General features: G+C 68.0%; 18 protein-coding genes, 1 tRNA gene and 1 pseudogene. 15 read left to right on the top strand and 5 right to left on the bottom strand.

Annotated elements, in window-relative coordinates:
* Positions 1–21 precede the first annotated feature (21 nt).
* The 10 genes from NE236_RS05825 to NE236_RS05780 all read left to right on the top strand — a co-directional run bounded on the left by NE236_RS05825 (position 22) and on the right by NE236_RS05780 (position 7,437).
* On the top strand, positions 22–306 hold the full coding sequence (locus NE236_RS05825; RefSeq protein WP_252840761.1) for a hypothetical protein: 285 nt from the start codon (positions 22–24) through the stop codon (positions 304–306).
* 315 nt (positions 307–621) lie between these two features.
* On the top strand, positions 622–1,356 hold the full coding sequence (locus tag NE236_RS05820; RefSeq protein WP_252840760.1) for a GntR family transcriptional regulator: 735 nt from the start codon (positions 622–624) through the stop codon (positions 1,354–1,356).
* A gap of 141 nt (positions 1,357–1,497) precedes the next feature.
* Entirely contained in the window at positions 1,498–1,884 is a 387-nt protein-coding gene (locus NE236_RS05815) for a plasmid replication, integration and excision activator (protein WP_308209051.1), read from the top strand.
* Positions 1,884–2,138, top strand: a complete 255-nt coding sequence (locus NE236_RS05810) for a hypothetical protein (RefSeq protein WP_252840758.1) — start codon at positions 1,884–1,886, stop codon at positions 2,136–2,138. The genes NE236_RS05815 and NE236_RS05810 overlap by 1 nt, the downstream gene beginning before the upstream one ends.
* On the top strand, positions 2,138–2,407 hold the full coding sequence (locus NE236_RS05805) for a hypothetical protein (RefSeq protein WP_252840757.1): 270 nt from the start codon (positions 2,138–2,140) through the stop codon (positions 2,405–2,407). Before NE236_RS05810 ends, NE236_RS05805 begins: the two co-directional genes overlap by 1 nt.
* Positions 2,408–2,498: 91 nt before the next feature.
* Positions 2,499–2,666 carry a hypothetical protein gene (locus tag NE236_RS05800; RefSeq protein WP_252840756.1) on the top strand — a complete coding sequence of 56 codons (168 nt, stop codon included), beginning with the start codon at positions 2,499–2,501 and terminating at the stop codon, positions 2,664–2,666.
* The gene (locus tag NE236_RS05795; RefSeq protein ID WP_252840755.1) at positions 2,666–4,105 is read left to right on the top strand and encodes an FtsK/SpoIIIE domain-containing protein; all 1,440 of its coding nucleotides are present in this window, start codon (positions 2,666–2,668) and stop codon (positions 4,103–4,105) included. The genes NE236_RS05800 and NE236_RS05795 overlap by 1 nt, the downstream gene beginning before the upstream one ends.
* A 121-nt stretch (positions 4,106–4,226) precedes the next feature.
* Positions 4,227–5,849 (top strand): replication initiator, encoded by a 1,623-nt coding sequence (locus NE236_RS05790; RefSeq protein ID WP_308209050.1) that lies wholly within the window; start codon positions 4,227–4,229, stop codon positions 5,847–5,849.
* Positions 5,846–6,040: a helix-turn-helix transcriptional regulator gene (locus NE236_RS05785; protein WP_252840754.1), complete on the top strand. Its 195-nt coding sequence runs from the start codon at positions 5,846–5,848 to the stop codon at positions 6,038–6,040. The genes NE236_RS05790 and NE236_RS05785 overlap by 4 nt, the downstream gene beginning before the upstream one ends.
* Complete coding sequence (locus NE236_RS05780) at positions 6,037–7,437, top strand: tyrosine-type recombinase/integrase (protein WP_252840753.1); 1,401 nt, start codon at positions 6,037–6,039, stop codon at positions 7,435–7,437. Before NE236_RS05785 ends, NE236_RS05780 begins: the two co-directional genes overlap by 4 nt.
* A 211-nt stretch (positions 7,438–7,648) precedes the next feature.
* Here the strand turns inward: NE236_RS05780 and NE236_RS05775 are convergent.
* Positions 7,649–7,730, bottom strand: a tRNA-Tyr gene (locus NE236_RS05775).
* Positions 7,731–7,888: 158 nt separating this feature from the next.
* Between NE236_RS05775 and NE236_RS05770 the strand changes: the two genes are divergently transcribed.
* On the top strand, positions 7,889–8,380 hold the full coding sequence (locus NE236_RS05770; protein WP_252840752.1) for a YajQ family cyclic di-GMP-binding protein: 492 nt from the start codon (positions 7,889–7,891) through the stop codon (positions 8,378–8,380).
* Between the two features lie 144 nt (positions 8,381–8,524).
* On the opposite strand, the gene NE236_RS05765 is transcribed toward NE236_RS05770, so the two are convergent.
* Together NE236_RS05765 and NE236_RS44350 are read right to left on the bottom strand one after the other, a co-directional pair.
* Complete coding sequence (locus NE236_RS05765; RefSeq protein WP_252840751.1) at positions 8,525–9,637, bottom strand: caspase family protein; 1,113 nt, start codon at positions 9,635–9,637, stop codon at positions 8,525–8,527.
* Between the two features lie 3 nt (positions 9,638–9,640).
* Positions 9,641–9,961 carry an effector-associated constant component EACC1 gene (locus tag NE236_RS44350; protein WP_252840750.1) on the bottom strand — a complete coding sequence of 107 codons (321 nt, stop codon included), beginning with the start codon at positions 9,959–9,961 and terminating at the stop codon, positions 9,641–9,643.
* A 539-nt stretch (positions 9,962–10,500) separates the two neighbouring features.
* On the opposite strand from NE236_RS44350, the pseudogene NE236_RS05755 reads away from it, so the two are divergent.
* A pseudogene (locus NE236_RS05755) lies at positions 10,501–10,587 on the top strand (type I methionyl aminopeptidase); the annotation flags it as partial.
* Between the two features lie 64 nt (positions 10,588–10,651).
* Entirely contained in the window at positions 10,652–11,155 is a 504-nt protein-coding gene (locus NE236_RS05750) for a GNAT family N-acetyltransferase (RefSeq protein WP_252840749.1), read from the top strand.
* A 95-nt stretch (positions 11,156–11,250) separates the two neighbouring features.
* Here the strand turns inward: NE236_RS05750 and dacB are convergent, their stop codons facing one another.
* The gene (gene dacB / locus NE236_RS05745; RefSeq protein WP_252840748.1) at positions 11,251–12,810 is read right to left on the bottom strand and encodes a D-alanyl-D-alanine carboxypeptidase/D-alanyl-D-alanine endopeptidase; all 1,560 of its coding nucleotides are present in this window, start codon (positions 12,808–12,810) and stop codon (positions 11,251–11,253) included.
* Between the two features lie 282 nt (positions 12,811–13,092).
* Between dacB and NE236_RS05740 the strand changes: the two genes are divergently transcribed.
* A complete protein-coding gene (locus tag NE236_RS05740) occupies positions 13,093–13,473 on the top strand; it encodes a hypothetical protein (RefSeq protein WP_252840747.1) in 381 nt (126 codons plus the stop codon).
* Positions 13,474–13,653: 180 nt separating this feature from the next.
* Positions 13,654–13,983, top strand: a complete 330-nt coding sequence (locus NE236_RS05735) for an SH3 domain-containing protein (protein ID WP_252840746.1) — start codon at positions 13,654–13,656, stop codon at positions 13,981–13,983.
* Between the two features lie 81 nt (positions 13,984–14,064).
* On the opposite strand, the gene htpX is transcribed toward NE236_RS05735, so the two are convergent.
* Positions 14,065–14,922, bottom strand: a complete 858-nt coding sequence (gene htpX, locus NE236_RS05730; protein WP_252840745.1) for a zinc metalloprotease HtpX — start codon at positions 14,920–14,922, stop codon at positions 14,065–14,067.
* Positions 14,923–14,963: the final 41 nt, after the last annotated feature.

The following is a 14,963-nucleotide window of genomic DNA, read 5'->3' as shown; positions in this document are numbered from 1 at the left end:
TACCAACGAAGGGAGCGGGGCATGAGCGAGTCTGGTCGGAATCGTGAGCTTGAGCTGCTGACCGAGTTGTGCCGGGAGCTGATCAAGTTTCGGTTCCAGGTAGGGATGAGTGACGCACGCCCGGCCGTGTTCATCCGCGACGCGTCCGGCGGCGTCTCCTGGATCATCGCCTTGGATGAGTCGGGCGAGCACTTCGAGTTGCACCACCGGGAGCGCCGGTATCTCGTCACCGATACGGCGGGGGCGGGGGCGGCGATCGCCGCTGAGGTGTGGAAGCACGCGGGGATGTCGGCCCTACGGCCGTGAACGCCGATCAGCGGGCGGTTCTTGCTCACCGGTTCCCCGGTGCGGTGATCTGGTTCGGCGAACATTCGGGGACCTGGTGGGCGATGGTTCCGCCTCCGGCGGGGTGGCGGCTGGTCGAGGCCGCTGATCCCGAGCAGTTGACCCAGGCGGTCATCAAGGCGCAGTCCTGGCCCTGGCCCTCGCCGCGACAGGGCGCATCCTGGACTCTGGGAGTCGGACAACACCGTTGAGGCGGTGAGGGGTTTCGTGACGTGGGGCCGGTTCGGCCGCTAGTGTGCTTGTGCGGTCAACAGGTAGAGCGGTCAGGCGGTCAAGATGGCAGACGCGGAGTTCCCCCTTCCGAAGTACGCGCGCGTGGTCACCGAGCTGCGCCGTCGTATCGAGAACGGCACCTACCGTCCGGGGGACATGCTGCCGTCAGAGGCGCAGCTCGTGCGGGAGTTCGGGGTCGGCCGCACGACGGTGGTCCGTGCCTTGCAGATCCTCCAACATGACGGCTGGATCTCCCGCGAGCATGGGCTTGGCTCCTACGCCAAGGGGCGGCCTACCCAACAGATGGGGACCACACGGCCAGGGCAGACCCTGCTCGACCGACCGGAAACCAACGCTGGTGTGACCGTGGTGGAGGCGCGGCCGGCCACGCTCCCCCGGCACGTCGCAGCTCTGCTCGGCCTGGAGGAGAACGCGGCCGGTGTGCTCCGGCAATGGGTCGGTGAGCACGGCGGGCAACCGGTCGAACTGATCTCGCTTTGGCTGCCCGAACCCATCGCAGCGGGGACCGATCTTGGCGCGCGTGCGCCGCTGGCTACCGGGGTGCGGCAGCATCTGCGCAAGCTCAAGCAGATCCGCGTTGACCACATCGTGGAGCGGATGTCGGCGCGGCTGCCGTCCGGCCAGGAGGCCGATCTACTCAAGGTCGAAAAGACAGCTCCCGTGCTCGGGGTGACCGCTACCGCCTATGACGCGGGGGATCGGCCGTTGCTGGTCGCGGACGTGGCGTTGCCGGGAGAGCTGCACGAATTGGAAGACGTCTACAGCGTGACCGATTAATCACGGTTCGGGTTGTGATCCACGCCACTTAGTTAGCCACTTGTCCGGTCAAGCCGTCGGACATAGCTTTGAGATCAGTTGACCGGACAAGCGGTCATCCGATCTGGAGGTAGAGGCATGGCGATGCAGGGTCCGATTCCCGTGGAGTTCGGGTTCGTGTTTCCGCACGGGGCGTTCGTTCGGGGTCAGGTCGAGCCGGTTCGGGACTTCGACAAGTCCACGAAGGACAACCAGGTTCAGGCGCGTGACAAGGAGTCCGGCGAGCGGGTTTGGCAGGTGGAGGTGATCGACGCCGACCCGAATGCGAAGGGGTCGGTCAAGGTGAAGCTGTTCGGGGAGCATCAGCCGGTGCCTCCGGCTCCGTCGGGTGGGTTCCCGTTCGCGGCGGTGGAGTTCGATGGCCTGACGGTCACCCCGTACGTGGATTCCAAGACCGATCGGCTGGCGTACTCGTTCCGGGCCAAGGCGATTCGCGATCCCAAGGGTGCGGCGAAGGCTGCTCCTTCGGCCGGTAAGGCGGCTGCGTGATGGCGGCCCGGACGTCGGCGCTGTCCCTGCCGGTGGAGCCCCGTTCGCGGGCGGTGTTCCAGTCCTACGCGTGCCGGACGCCGCTGTTCACGCTCACCACGGGCGGGGTGCTGGTCTCCCTCACCCTGCCCGAGCGGCTGTCGGCGGCGCACGTGGAGTTCGCGCGGGGCTTGGCCGAACAGGCGGCGGCCTACGCCATCGAGGTCGAGCGGCTGTACCGCAACGGCGGCGCGAGCAGGAAGGCGGCGGCGTGATGGCGTGGACGTCGCACGGCTCGCTCATGCTGGGTCACAGCCGCGATGCGCGGGCTGAGTGCCTGACCGGAGCCTCCTCGGTGCAACTGCGCATCGAGACCGACGGGCTCGGCGTCTCGCTGTACCCCTCCGGCGATTCCGGGCGCGAGGTCACGGACGAGACGGTGACCTTCGCCCGCCAACTGGCCGAGGCCGCATCGGCGTACCTGGCCGAGGTCGAACGCCTGCACACCGAACAGGCCAAGCAGTCCGGTCGCGCTGCGGCGTGATCTGGGTGGGGCGGCTGGAAGCTCTCACCCTTCCGGCCGCCCCTTTTTGATCCCTCACTCCTGGTCACTACTCCTGGATGGAGATCGGTTCATGTCTACCCGAACCAAACGGCCGCGCTGCACGGTGTGCCGCAACCCGTTGCCCAAGGCCACCAAGACCGGCAAGTGCCCGGCCTGCGTGGGCCAGACGGTGCTGTTCCCCAAGCGCGTCGCCGAACGCCTCTCCCGTCGCTCTGGCGCGGCTGGGGGTGGCCGGTGATGGGTCTGCGCAAGGATGCCCCGTCGGACAATGTGATGGTTCCGGCGACGGCTGACCCGTTCGAGGGGCCGCGCTGGGCTCCGCCGGTCTGGCACATGCCCCAGGGCCTGGTCCTGGTCGTCAACCTCGTCCGCACGCTCGTGCGCCTGGTCCTCTTCCTCGTCCGCCACCCGATCGCCACCATCACGGTCGGCGGGACGGCGTGGCTGGTGTACGCGGTCGGCTGGGAACTGCCCCTGTTCCTGGTGGGCATGGCGTGCCTGGGGTTGGGGTGCTGGGCGGCGTACTGGTGGGACTCCTTCGTCCGGCTGGTCGCCCGCCCGGTCCGTGCTCGGTGGCGTCATGTGCTGGTGTACCGGCGACATTGGCAGCCGGTGATGGTGATGTCCGGGCTGGCGTTCTACCGCAACGCCCGCGAATACCTGCCCGCGATCAAACGTGTCCGCGTGACCGCGAACACGGATCGGGTGCTGGTCAAGATGCTGTCGGGGCAGGCGCCTCAGATCTGGCGGGACCATGCCGAGAACCTCGCGCACGGGTTCGGGGCGGCGCTGTGCCGGGTCCGCACGGCCGACAAACCGGGCTTCCTGTGGCTGGAGCTGGTCCGCCGAGACGCACTCGCCACACCGTTCGCTGCCCTCTCCATGCCCGCCGCTAAGGATGAGGTGGACCTGACCGCCGTTCCGGTCGGCAGGCGTGAGGACGCCTCGCCGTGGCTGCTGCGCCTGCTCGGCACACACGTCCTGATCGCCGGTGCCACCGGCGCGGGCAAGGGCTCGATCCTGTGGGGCCTGGTGCGGGCGCTCCTCCCAGCGATGCGCGCGGGTTTCGTCGAGATCTGGGGGATCGACCCCAAGCGGATGGAGCTGGCCTTTGGGCGGGGGATCTTCAACCGCTACAGCGACGACGCGACCGGCGGCATGGTCGAGCTGCTGGAGGCGGCCGTCTCGGAGATGCACAAGCGGGCGGCCCGGTTCGGCGGCGTGACCCGCACCTTCCTGGCCACGGTCGCGGATCCGTTCATCGTCGTGATGGTGGATGAGCTGGCGTTCTTGACCGCGTACTGCCCGGACCGTGATCTGCGGAAGCGGGCGGATGCGGCGCTGGCCACGCTGACCTCTCAAGGCCGGTCGGTCGGGATCTGCGTCGTCGGGGCGTTGCAGGACCCGCGCAAGGACGTCATCAACATCCGCAATCTCTTCCCTACCCGGATTACTCTCCGGCTGGATGAGGCCGATCAGGTCGACATGGTCCTTGGCGATGGCGTTTACGAGCGCGGGGCGCTGGCTGACCAGATCTCCCCGATCCCCCAGATCGGTGCGGGCGTCGCGTATGTCCGGCTGGAGGATTCCCCCGACCCGGTGCGGGTCCGCGCGGGCTTCGTCTCCGATGACGACATCGCGGCGATGGGCGAGTACCTGACGGCGGAGGCCGCTTGATGCCGGGCCACTTCCGGCGGGAGGGGAGCGCTGCCGTCCAATCGCCGAAGGCGACCCGAAGGGTGAACGAAGTGAGTTGGCCGGCGGCGGTACCCGCCACCGACATGCGACAGGAGGCGAAGTGACCGAGCAGACCACCACCACGCCGGAGGCTCCGCACAAGGTCCGTCCGCCGCTGGCGCGTGAGGTCGTCAAGGCCGTGGCCGTCGAACACGGGGTGTGCATCCGCCCGGTGGCGATGCGCCGGACCGACCTGGCTACCGGTGAGACCGAGATCGTGAGCATGCCGTGCGGGCACACCCTGGCCTCGGTGTGCCCGCCGTGCGCCGAGAGGAAGCGGAAGCTTCGGGCGACCCAATGCCGGGAGGGTTGGCACCTCGATGTTGAGCCGGTGATCGAGCGAGCCGACCCGGACGCCGAACAACGCTTCTGGATGGAAAAGCGGGCTGAGGTCCAAGCCTGGGCCGAACAGGCGGAAGCCGTCGGTGAGGATGCGGGCGAGTGGCGTGAGCTGCTGACCGAGATCAACGCCGAACTCACCCGGACCGGCGTCGTCGGCCGAATCCCGACCGAGACACCGGAACGCCCCAAGCGGTCCACCAAGCGCCGTCAGGACGTCCCGGACCTTCCTCGCCGTCCGGTTGCGGCACGGACGGTGGGCAAGGTCTACACCGCCCCCGACGGCAACACGTTCCGCCCGTCGCTGTTCCTGACCCTCACCTTGGACTCCTACGGGCGGGTCAAGGCGGACGGCACCCCCGTCGACCCGAGCACCTACGACTACGCCCGTGCGGCGCGGGACGCGTTGCACTTCTCGAAGCTGGTGGATCGGTTCGTGCAGAACCTGCGCCGGTTCGTCGGCTACGACGTGCAGTACTTCGCCGCCGTCGAACCCCAACGCCGCCTCGCCCCTCACCTGCACATGGCAATCCGCGGGACCATCTCCCGCGCCGAACTGCGCCAAGTCGTCGCCGCGACCTACACCCAAGTGTGGTGGCCACCGACCGACCGCGTCGTCTACGCGGGGGAGCGCCTGCCGTACTGGGACGCACGCGAACGCGCCTACCTCCACCCCGACACCCGACAGCCCCTCACCACCTGGCAGGACGCTCTCAAAGCGCTCGATGACGACGACGCCGAACCCCTGCACGTCGGCCGGTTCGGCCGTCAGATCGACGCACAAGGCGTCATGGCGGGCTCCCCGGACTCCGCCCGGTGCATCGGCTACCTGACCAAGTACCTGGTCAAAGACATCGCCGAATGCCACGACTCCCAGACGCCCGCACAAGCCGACCACGCTGACCGGCTGCTGGAGGCACTGCGGTATGAGCCGTGCTCGCCCACGTGCGCGAACTGGCTTCGCTACGGAGTGCAGCCCAAGGGGGCCAAGCCGGGGATGACGCCCGGCTACTGCAAGGCCAAAGCACACCGACGCGAATACCTCGGCTACGCCGGACGCCGCGTGCTCGTCTCGCGCAAGTGGTCGGGCAAGACCCTGGCCGACCATAAGGCCGACCGGAAGAACTGGGTCCTTGCCCGCCTGGCTGAGGCCGGTGTTTCGGCAACCGGCCACCCTGCCACCCCCGGCCGCTACGCCTGGGAACTCGCACCACCCGATGACCCGGACGTGGGACCGGTCGAGCAACGCCTACTCGCGGCCATCGCCGAACGCATCGACATGCGACGCCAACTCGACCAGGCCAAGACCACGCTCGATCTTTCGGCAACTCAGGAGGCCGCGTGAGCACCAAGCGGGACGAGCTTCTGACCGTCGCCCAGGTCCTCGAAGAACTTGGCGGAGTGTCTGAGCGCACGTTCTACCGGTGGCGTGAGATCGGGAAGGCTCCCGAATCACTCCGGCTCCCCAACAACGAACTCCGCGTCTGGCGAAGTGAGCTGATGCGCTGGCTCGGGACCCTCCGGGAGGCGGCGTGAACACCTCGTACAAGGTCAAGTTCTGGGAGATTCGCCCCAACAAGTCGAAGCCCAAGCCGGGCAAGCCGAGCAAGGTCATCTCCTATACGGTGCGCTGGACCGTGGGCGGGCGCGAGAAGTCCAAGACCTTCCAGCGTTCGGCACAGGCGAAGAACTTCCTCTCAGACCTGCGTCAGGCCGCGAAGGTCGGCGAGGAGTTCGACATGGACTCCGGTCTCCCGCTGTCGATGCTCCCCACGGAAGAGGAGGAGAAGCCTGTCCGGACCTGGCTTGAGTTCAGCGTCGCGTACGTCGACATGAAGTGGCCGGATGCCGCGCCCACCAGCCGTGATGGCCTCACGGAAACGATCGCGACGGTTTCCCCGGCGCTTGTGCGGGAGGACGCTCCCGAAGCACCTGACGCGGGGACACTCCGGGAGACCCTGCGGGCGTACTACCTGGCTCCCCAGGATCGCGAGCGTCCCCGGCCTCCTCAGATCGCGGAGGCGCTCGCGTGGCTGGAGAAGGCATCGCTGGAGATGCCGGAGGTTGCTAAGCCGTCCAACGTGCGGGCGGCGCTGAATGCCCTGTCGCGGCGTCTGGACGGCAAACCGGCGGCGGCCTCCACGGTGGCGCGGAAGCGGGCGGTGCTGCACAACGCGTTCGAGTACGCGGTCGAGTTGGAGGAGTTCGAGCGCAACCCGATCGGCAAGGTGAAGTGGACGCCACCCAAGCTGGCCGAAGAGGTCGATTGGCGGGTGGTGATCGGTCCTCGGCAGATGCGGGAATGCCTGACCGCCGTGACGTACGTCGGCAAGCGCGGGCGAGGCCGACGCCTCCGAGCGCTGTACGCATGCATGTACTACGCGGCGCTTCGTCCCGCTGAGGCTGTGGCCCTGCACAAGGATGACTGCACGCTCCCGGAAACCGGATGGGGCAAGCTAGTGCTCGCAAGATCGCTACCCGAGTCGGGAACGCGGTTTACGGACGACGGGACGTCACACGCAAAGCGCGGGCTCAAGCTGCGGCCCGTCAATGAGATCCGGACAGTCCCGATTCCCCCGGTCCTCGGGAAGATCCTGCGTGAGCACATCGCGGAGTTCGGGACGGCGGAGGATGGGCGGATCTTCCAGACCGAACGGGGCGGCATCGTCGGTTCCACCGCCTACGGCGATGTGTGGGCTCAGACTCGAAGCCTGGCCCTCACTCCCGCTCAGGTCGTCTCTCCCCTGGCTCGTCGGCCGTACGACCTGCGGCACGCGGGGGTGTCGCTGTGGCTCAACTCCGGCGTTCCGGCGACCGAGGTGGCCGAGCGGGCGGGGCACAGCGTCAAGGTCCTGCTCCAGATCTACGCCAAGTGCATCGAGGGCCAGCAGGACGGCGCGAACAAGCGGATCAGCGATGCGCTCGGCGAGTGATCTGATCTACCCTGTCGGGGCTCCGGTTCGCGCCGGAGCCCTTCGCCGTTTCCGGGGTCTACCTGCGGAGACACGCCCGGATTCATTCCGCGTATATTCCGGGACCAGTGACAAACGGCTGCATCCGGCGGCCGGTGGCTGCCTGGGACGATCAAGAAACGAGAAGGCCCCCGACCGCATCTCTGCTGGTCAGGGGCTATTCTCCCTGCTGTGGCGGGTCCAGGGTTCGAACCTGGGTAGGCTAAGCCGACGGATTTACAGTCCGCTCCCATTGGCCACTCGGGCAACCCGCCTGGTAAGCCGCCGTAGCGACGCTCAGAAGGATAGCGGACTCCGGGCCCAAGGGTGACATCGGTTTCCGGAGGCCCGCGCTCCGGCGTCGTGGCTCCGGAGCGGGCCAACGTCACTACCCTCTTCAGAGAGATCATCGTTATCCGTGAGGACATGAACCGTGGCTTCGGAAAGCTCTTTCGACATCGTGTCAAAGCTCGACCGGCAGGAGGTGGACAACGCCCTGAACCAGGCCGCCAAGGAGATCGCCAACCGGTTCGACTTCCGTAACGTCGACGCGGGGATCCGGTGGTCGGGCGAGAGCATCGAGGTACAGGCCAACAGCGAGGAACGGGCCAAGGCCGTCCTCGACGTCTTCCAGGAGAAGCTGGTCAAGCGTGGCGTCTCCCTGAAGGCGATCGACGCGGACGAGCCCAAGGCGTCCGGGAAGCTCTACAAGCTCACCATCGGGCTGAAGGAGGGCATCTCCCAGGAGGACGCCAAGAAGATCGGCAAGATCATCCGGGAGGAGGGCCCGAAGGGCGTGCGTGCGCAGATCCAGGGTGAGGAGCTTCGGGTCAGCTCGAAGAAGAAGGACGACCTGCAGTCCGTGATGACGCTGCTCAAGGGCAAGGACCTGGACGTCGCCCTGCAGTTCACCAACTACCGCTGACGGCCAGGTGTCGGCCTGACCGCTCGCCGTCCATGGCGGATGGAGGGCACTCGTCGGCGATGCGCCCGGGCTCTCGACCGGAGGGCCCGGGCCGACGGACGGATGCGCACCGCTCGGACGGTGTATCCGGACGAGGCTGAGGATTCATGTCCCGGCGCGTTTTGATCGATCTACCCACCAGGTCGCGACGTACCCACGCTCCTTCAGGTACCGGTCGACGTACCAGCGGCTGTAGCCCCCTTCTACCAGGTGGAACTCAACCGCCTTATCAACCTTCAAGCCCGGGAGCACTGTCTCTCTGATGAACCGGTCGACCTGAGCGGGATCGTAGCCGCGCTCCTTCCGGACGGTGCCGAACTTCGGGATGGGTTCTCGGCGGTACCCGCCGGCTGCCGGCGGCTGAGACCCTTCGCGCGACCTCGCCTCGTATGCCGGGGTGGGCGGCTGATCGCGGGTGACGGCGTCCTGCTTCGTGTGGGCGATCGCCCCGGTCGGCTCCTGCTCGGCGCGGACGCGCGAGTGCGCTCGATTGCGGGCGAGGATGAGCCGGTCCGCAGTGTTGCGAATCCTACGTTGAGGGACCGGTCGGCCCTTCGCGGACATCGAACGGTGCACCCGTCGATAGATGGTGTCGAGGTCGAGGAAGGGGCCGCAGTCCGTGACGCCTTCACGGAGCACCTGGAGCAGTTCCGCCGTGAAGGCCGTGTGAGGCTCGCCGGGCACGGCGAGCGCAGCCTTGTTCTCGGCCGCCGCGGCGATCACGTATGTGCCCTCGGTGGACGCTTCGTCGACCACGATCGTCGCCGGATCAGCGGCGCCCATGCGCCCCAAGGCGCGTCCGCTGTAGCAGCAGTCGAGGACGACGATCTGGCGTTCGGCCCGAGTTTCGATCATCTCGTCCCGGATCAGCTCGTACGGCACGGCAGTGTAGGAAGAACGTGCCGGGTCCGAGCCGGTCAGGGCGAGGTGGAAGTCGGAGCGTCTCGCGGCGAGCAGTCCATGCCCCGCGTAGTACACCAGCAGAGTGTCGGTTGCCTCCTCCGCGGCTTGGACGATCGGGTCGATCATCTCTGCGGGCGTGGCCGGGTTGAGGACGGACCGGCAGTTACGAGCGGGCAGGCCCCACAGATCGGGAGAGCACAGCGCGCGGGCGAGGCCGTCGAGGTTGGCGGCCACGGCGGGAAGGTCGTCGAGGAAGCCGGTGTATCGGCTCGTCCCGATGAGCACCGCGCGAGACGCCGATGGGTCGGGGAGCATCGATCACTCCTCGAGCGCCTGGAGGATCCTGGCCACCGTCTCAGGGTCGGCGTCGTCAAGGGTGATCTTGGTTCCGTCGCGTTCGACCGTCAGCGCGGCCGGCTTCTTGCGGGTGGTGCGCCAGGCGACGTAGGCGAGTCCGAAGTTCAGGATCTGGAAGTTAGTGTCGATCACCAGCTTCACGATCTCCAGGGCGCTTCCCATCTCGCCCTCGGTGGGCTTCCCTGGCTCCAGCGAGATCGTCGCATGCCGCCGGACGTCGGGCTCCTCTCCGAGCCATTCGTAGAACGAGCGGAGATCTTCTTCCCGGTTCTCGGCGCTCACTCGGATGACACTGGACACGGATAGGCCTCTCGCTCCGGCGGCCACCGGTAGGCGCCTGACCGCTGACTTACCCGAGACGTCTAAGACGCACTCAACCACCCGATCTGCCCGGCCAGGACGGGTGATGCGTGATCGTGACCGGTTTGAAGCCGGTACGAGGAGGTCGCTCGACGCCAGGATCGGTCGGGTCGACGGGTGATGGGGCCCTCGGGGTGTTTCGCGGCAGTACCGACTCGGCGATGGCCCGGGCCTTTTCGAGCATGCCTGGGCGGCGTCGCCTTCCTGCCGTCGCCGTGGACGGTGCGGCGCCCGGTTAGTCCGGCTTCGTGCGTCAACAGCGGCGGCAAAGCCGGCGACGGGCGGACGCGCCCCGGCTCGGCTGGCCCGGGGATGAGCAGAATGCTCGGCAAAGAGGACGCGCGTCGGGGCCACGCCGGGAGGAACCCGCCCATCGGCCGGTGTCATTACCGAGCCTTCCGCACAGCCTCAGAACACCGCCGCGAAGGTCGGCGCCGCACTCAGCCCGATCCGCTCACCAACTCGTCACGGTCGACGGCAGCCGGGCCGCCCACTTCGAGCACACCATCGCGATCACGGGTGACGGTCCGGTGATCCTCACCGCGTGAGCCGCCGTCCGCGTCACCGGAAATCGTTGGCCAGGCCACCGGTGCTTCCGGTAGGACACATGTCGTGACCTCGTGGACGCTCGCTCCAGAGCCCGTTGAATCCCTGGGCGCGATCCGTCTGCGCCGGGAGTACTACGCCGATGTCGCGGGCCGCTACTGGAAGCGGCCGGTGACCTCTGCGGAGGTCGACAAGGGGCTGGCCGGGGACGGCGCCGAGCTGCTCACCCCGCCCACGGGACAGTTCGTCGTCGGCCGCCACGGTGGGGAGGCCGCGGCCTGCGGCGGGATCCTGATGCTGGACGCCGGCACCGCCGAGTTGACCCGGGTCTATCTGCGCCCGGCCTTCCGCGGCAGGAAGGGCGCCGGCCTCCTGCTGGAGTTCCTGGAGGAAGAGGCGCGTCTGCTGGGCGCCCGGCGGATGGTCCTCAACACCCGGCTCGATCTGGTCGAGGCACGATCGCTGTACGTCCGGCACGGCTACGCCGAGATCCCGGCGTACTGCACGGGCCCGTACGTCGAGATCTGCTACGGGAAGGACCTCCGCCCGGACGGGCCGCTCGACGGGTAGGGAGTTCTCTTCAGACAGTGCGGTGCCCCGTACGCACGGGTTCGTGCGTACGGGGCACCGCTCCGAGAGGGCCGTTCAGGAACGGATGGCCGTGATCAGCAGCTCTTGGCCTTGCCCTTGGTCCAGGAGCATTCGAGGTTGCCGCCGTTGCCCGCGGTCGTCTTCCGGACGGTGTTCTGCGCGGCAGCGGACGTGCCCGCCGCGAGCCGTACCGCGATCTTGTCCTCGATGTCCTTCGGCGCACCGCCCTGGTAGCCGTTGAACATGATCGAGAAGATCAGCGGCTGCCCGGTGTCGTCCTTCACGTAGCCGCTCAGCGCGGTGACGCCCGTCAGCGTGCCGGACTTCGCGTGGACGTTCCCGGCGGCGGGCGTTCCCTTCATCCGCGCGGCCAGGGTGCCGCCGACGAGCTTGTCGGGCTGACCGGCGATGGGCAGCGCGTTGTACCAGGCCGAGAACCAGGGCTTCGTCTGCACCGCCTTGAGGATGACGCTCGCCTGCCGGGGCGTGGTCTTGTTCGTACGCGAGAGCCCGGAGCCGTCGGTCTGCTTTACCTGGGTGGTGTCGACGCCGAGCGTCTTCAGGTACCGGGAGATCCCGGCGATGCCCGCCGCCCGGGTGCCCTTGTTGTAGGCCTGACGCCCGATCGCCTTGGTCAGGATCTCGGCGATCTGGTTGTTGCTGAGCTTGAGGAAGGGCGTCGCCAGCTGGGACAGCGGCATCGACCGCCGGGTGGTGACCGTCTTGGCCCCCTTGGGCGTCGCGGCCCGCTTGGTCGCCCCGACGACGGTGACTCCGTGCGCCTTCAGCGCGCGGCGGAAGACGTCGGCCGCGTACTGCGTCGGGTTCGGGACGGTCGAGAGGTGGTCCTCCTTGCCGCCGTTCGCCGGGTAGGACCCGGTGACGACGATCGTGTTGGTGCCGCCGGTACGGTCGACCGACACGGTAGAGCCCGTACCCGCCTTGCCCGTCGTCGCCCGGTCAACGATCTTCACGACGCTCGTCGGAGGGTTCAGGGTGACCTTGACGGGCTTGCCCTCCGCGCCCGGGGTGATGGTCACGCCGATCGATCCGGCGTCGAAGACGTCGTCCGGAGAGACGTTCAGCGCCGAGATCCCGGCCGCGTAGGAATAGGACAGGTCCGAGGGGTCCCAGCCCGGCGGGGTGAACTGCTGGTCGAACCAGGTGTCGTCGGCGACCAGGTTGCCCTTGATCTTCTTGATGCCCTTGGCCCTGACCGCGGCGGCGAGTTTGTCGTAATCGGCTCCACGCGTGGTGGGGTCGCCGGTGCCCTTGAGGTACAGGTTCCCGCCCCGGGTGGAGACGGTCGTCCGGAACCGGTAGCCGGCGCCGAGGAGCCCGAACGCCGCGGTGGAGGTCTCGATCTTGTTGTTCGAGCCTGGGATCTCCTGGGTGCCGGAACCGCGGTCGTAGAGGACCGCGCCGGTCTTGGCGTTGCGGACGATGACACCGATGCTCGCGCCGTTCAGGCGGCTGTCCGTGAGGATGTTGTCGATGTCGGTCTTCAGGTCACCGCTGGTGGACGCCGTCGGCGTCGCGGTGCTCGTATCCGTCTGCGCGAGGGCGACGGCCGCCGTCGCGACGACGGCTCCGCCCGCCACAACGGCGAGCGTCCCTTTCAAAGATCGGCTCATGGCAGCCGATCGTAACGATCAAGTCACGCCCCACACGCCGCACTTGAGGGATTTGCCCCTGAACAGTCGTGAAATCGGGCCTGACGAAGGACGGCGGCCGCTGCGCTCCCCGAACACGTGCCGCACCTAATACTCGGATCGAAAGATCGCGTGTCACGGTCGGTGACCCCCACCGCCTGACATCGGCACGGGCTCGCCCATCAGTTGGCGCCCGCCGGATTAGGTCTGCGGTCCCTGTCGCGACGGCGGCGAAATGCGGTTCGCTGTCCACGGTCCCGCATCATGAAGCGTCTACCTCCCCGCGTCGCGCTCGCGGCGCTCACGGTGGCCACAGGGATCGTGGTGGCTGGTCCGGCTGCGTCCTCCGATGCCACGAACGGCCCTGTCGCCTCGGAGAATCCCCGCCCGGCCGTCGCGGTGGTCGGCCCTGCCGTCGACTGCCGGCTCCGGGCGCTGGAGAGCGTCAAGATCCGCAAAACGCGAAGCATCCATGCCACAGCCCTTGGCTTGTTCCCGAAGGGAAAGACCACGCCGTGTCTGGGTCTGACGTATGACGGTGGCAGTTACTCCCTCTGCGGCAGGAAGAACTGGCCGACCTGGCGAGAGGTCAACTACCGGAACATCAGGGGCTGGGTCCCCTACGCCTGCGTCGAGCCCTACTAGACGACCGGCCGACCCCATGGGCGCCAGGCCGGGCGATCGTGATCGTCGTCCATGCCGGGCATGTTGCCCCCTACGCCCAGGCCCCTGCCGCTGCGCGGCCGACACATGGTCAAGGAATGGCAATGTCGCCTGGTGATCGCTAGGGTGACCGAAATCCATGATCAGGACGGAAGGAATTGGATGAAGAACCTGCTGCTGGCAGCGGTCATCGCCGGCACCGCGATCACGGGTGCCACGGCCGTCCCCGCGTACGCCTCCACCGCGTCCGTGCAGACGGCTCCGGTGAAGTACGAGCCGTGCAAGGCCTGGTACGCGGTCAAGATCCGCTCCAAGGCCTCGCAGTCCTCCACGGCCATCGGCGTGATCCCCAAGGGCAAGAAGGCCCTCTGCAACGAGAAGCCGGTGCGGGCGAAGAAGTTCCACAGTGGCTGCTTCCGCAGCACCCCCTTCTGGACCAAGGTCAATTACAAGACGAAGTGGGGCTACGTCTCCACCGACTGCATGCACTGAGGCTCCGACCCAACGTCGAGGCCCCCGGCATGACGAACGCTCCCCGGCGCCTGTGGGCTCCGGGGAGCGGCATTTTCCGGTCTATCGGCGGTAGCCGGCCATCTCCTCGAGGCGGGCGATCCGCTGGGCGGTCGGGGGGTGCGTCGAGAACAGGCGGACGAGCCCATCGCCGCGGAACGGGTTGGCGATCATCAGATGGCTCACGGCGGTCAGGCGGCCGTCCTCGGGCAGGGGCAGTTGGCGCGTGCCGCTCTCGATCTTGCGCAGGGCGGAGGCGAGGGCGAGCGGGTCGCCGCTGAGCTGGGCACCGGAGGCGTCGGCCTGGAACTCCCGGGTGCGGCTGATGGCCAGCTGCACGATCGTGGCCGCGACGGGGCCGAGGACCATCATGAGCAGCGCGCCGAGCACACCGGGGCCGTCCTCGTCATCGGAGTTGCCGAACGGGATGAGCCAGGCGAGGGTCGCCGCCCAGGTGACGACGGCGGCCAGGGCGCCCGCCACCGAGGAGATCAGGATGTCGCGGTTGTAGACGTGCGACAGCTCGTGCGCGAGGACCGCCCGCAGCTCGCGCTCGTCGAGGATCTGCAGGATGCCGGTCGTGCAGCAGACGGCGGCCTTGCGCGGGTTGCGCCCGGTGGCGAAGGCGTTGGGCGCGATCGTGGGCGAGATGTACAGACGCGGCATGGGCTGGCGAGCACCCGTCGACAGCTCCCGGACGATGCGGTACATCACGGGCTGTTCGACCTCGCTGACCGGCCGGGCGCGCATGGCCGACAGGGCGATGCGGTCGCTGAGGAAGTAGGCGACGCCGTTGGTGACCAGGGCGATCACCAGGGCGATCGTCAGCCCGGTGCGACCGCCCAGCGCGCCTCCGATGAGGAGGATCAGCGCCGACATCACCCCCAGCAGGGCGGCCGTCTTCACGCCGTTGAACCGCACCGCGACACCTCCCCTTGTCCCCGTAGAATCAACGGGCTGAC

Source organism: Actinoallomurus purpureus (genome assembly GCF_024055795.1).
GTDB lineage: Bacteria > Actinomycetota > Actinomycetes > Streptosporangiales > Streptosporangiaceae > Actinoallomurus > Actinoallomurus purpureus.
This window is presented reverse-complemented; position numbering and strand designations above follow the sequence as displayed.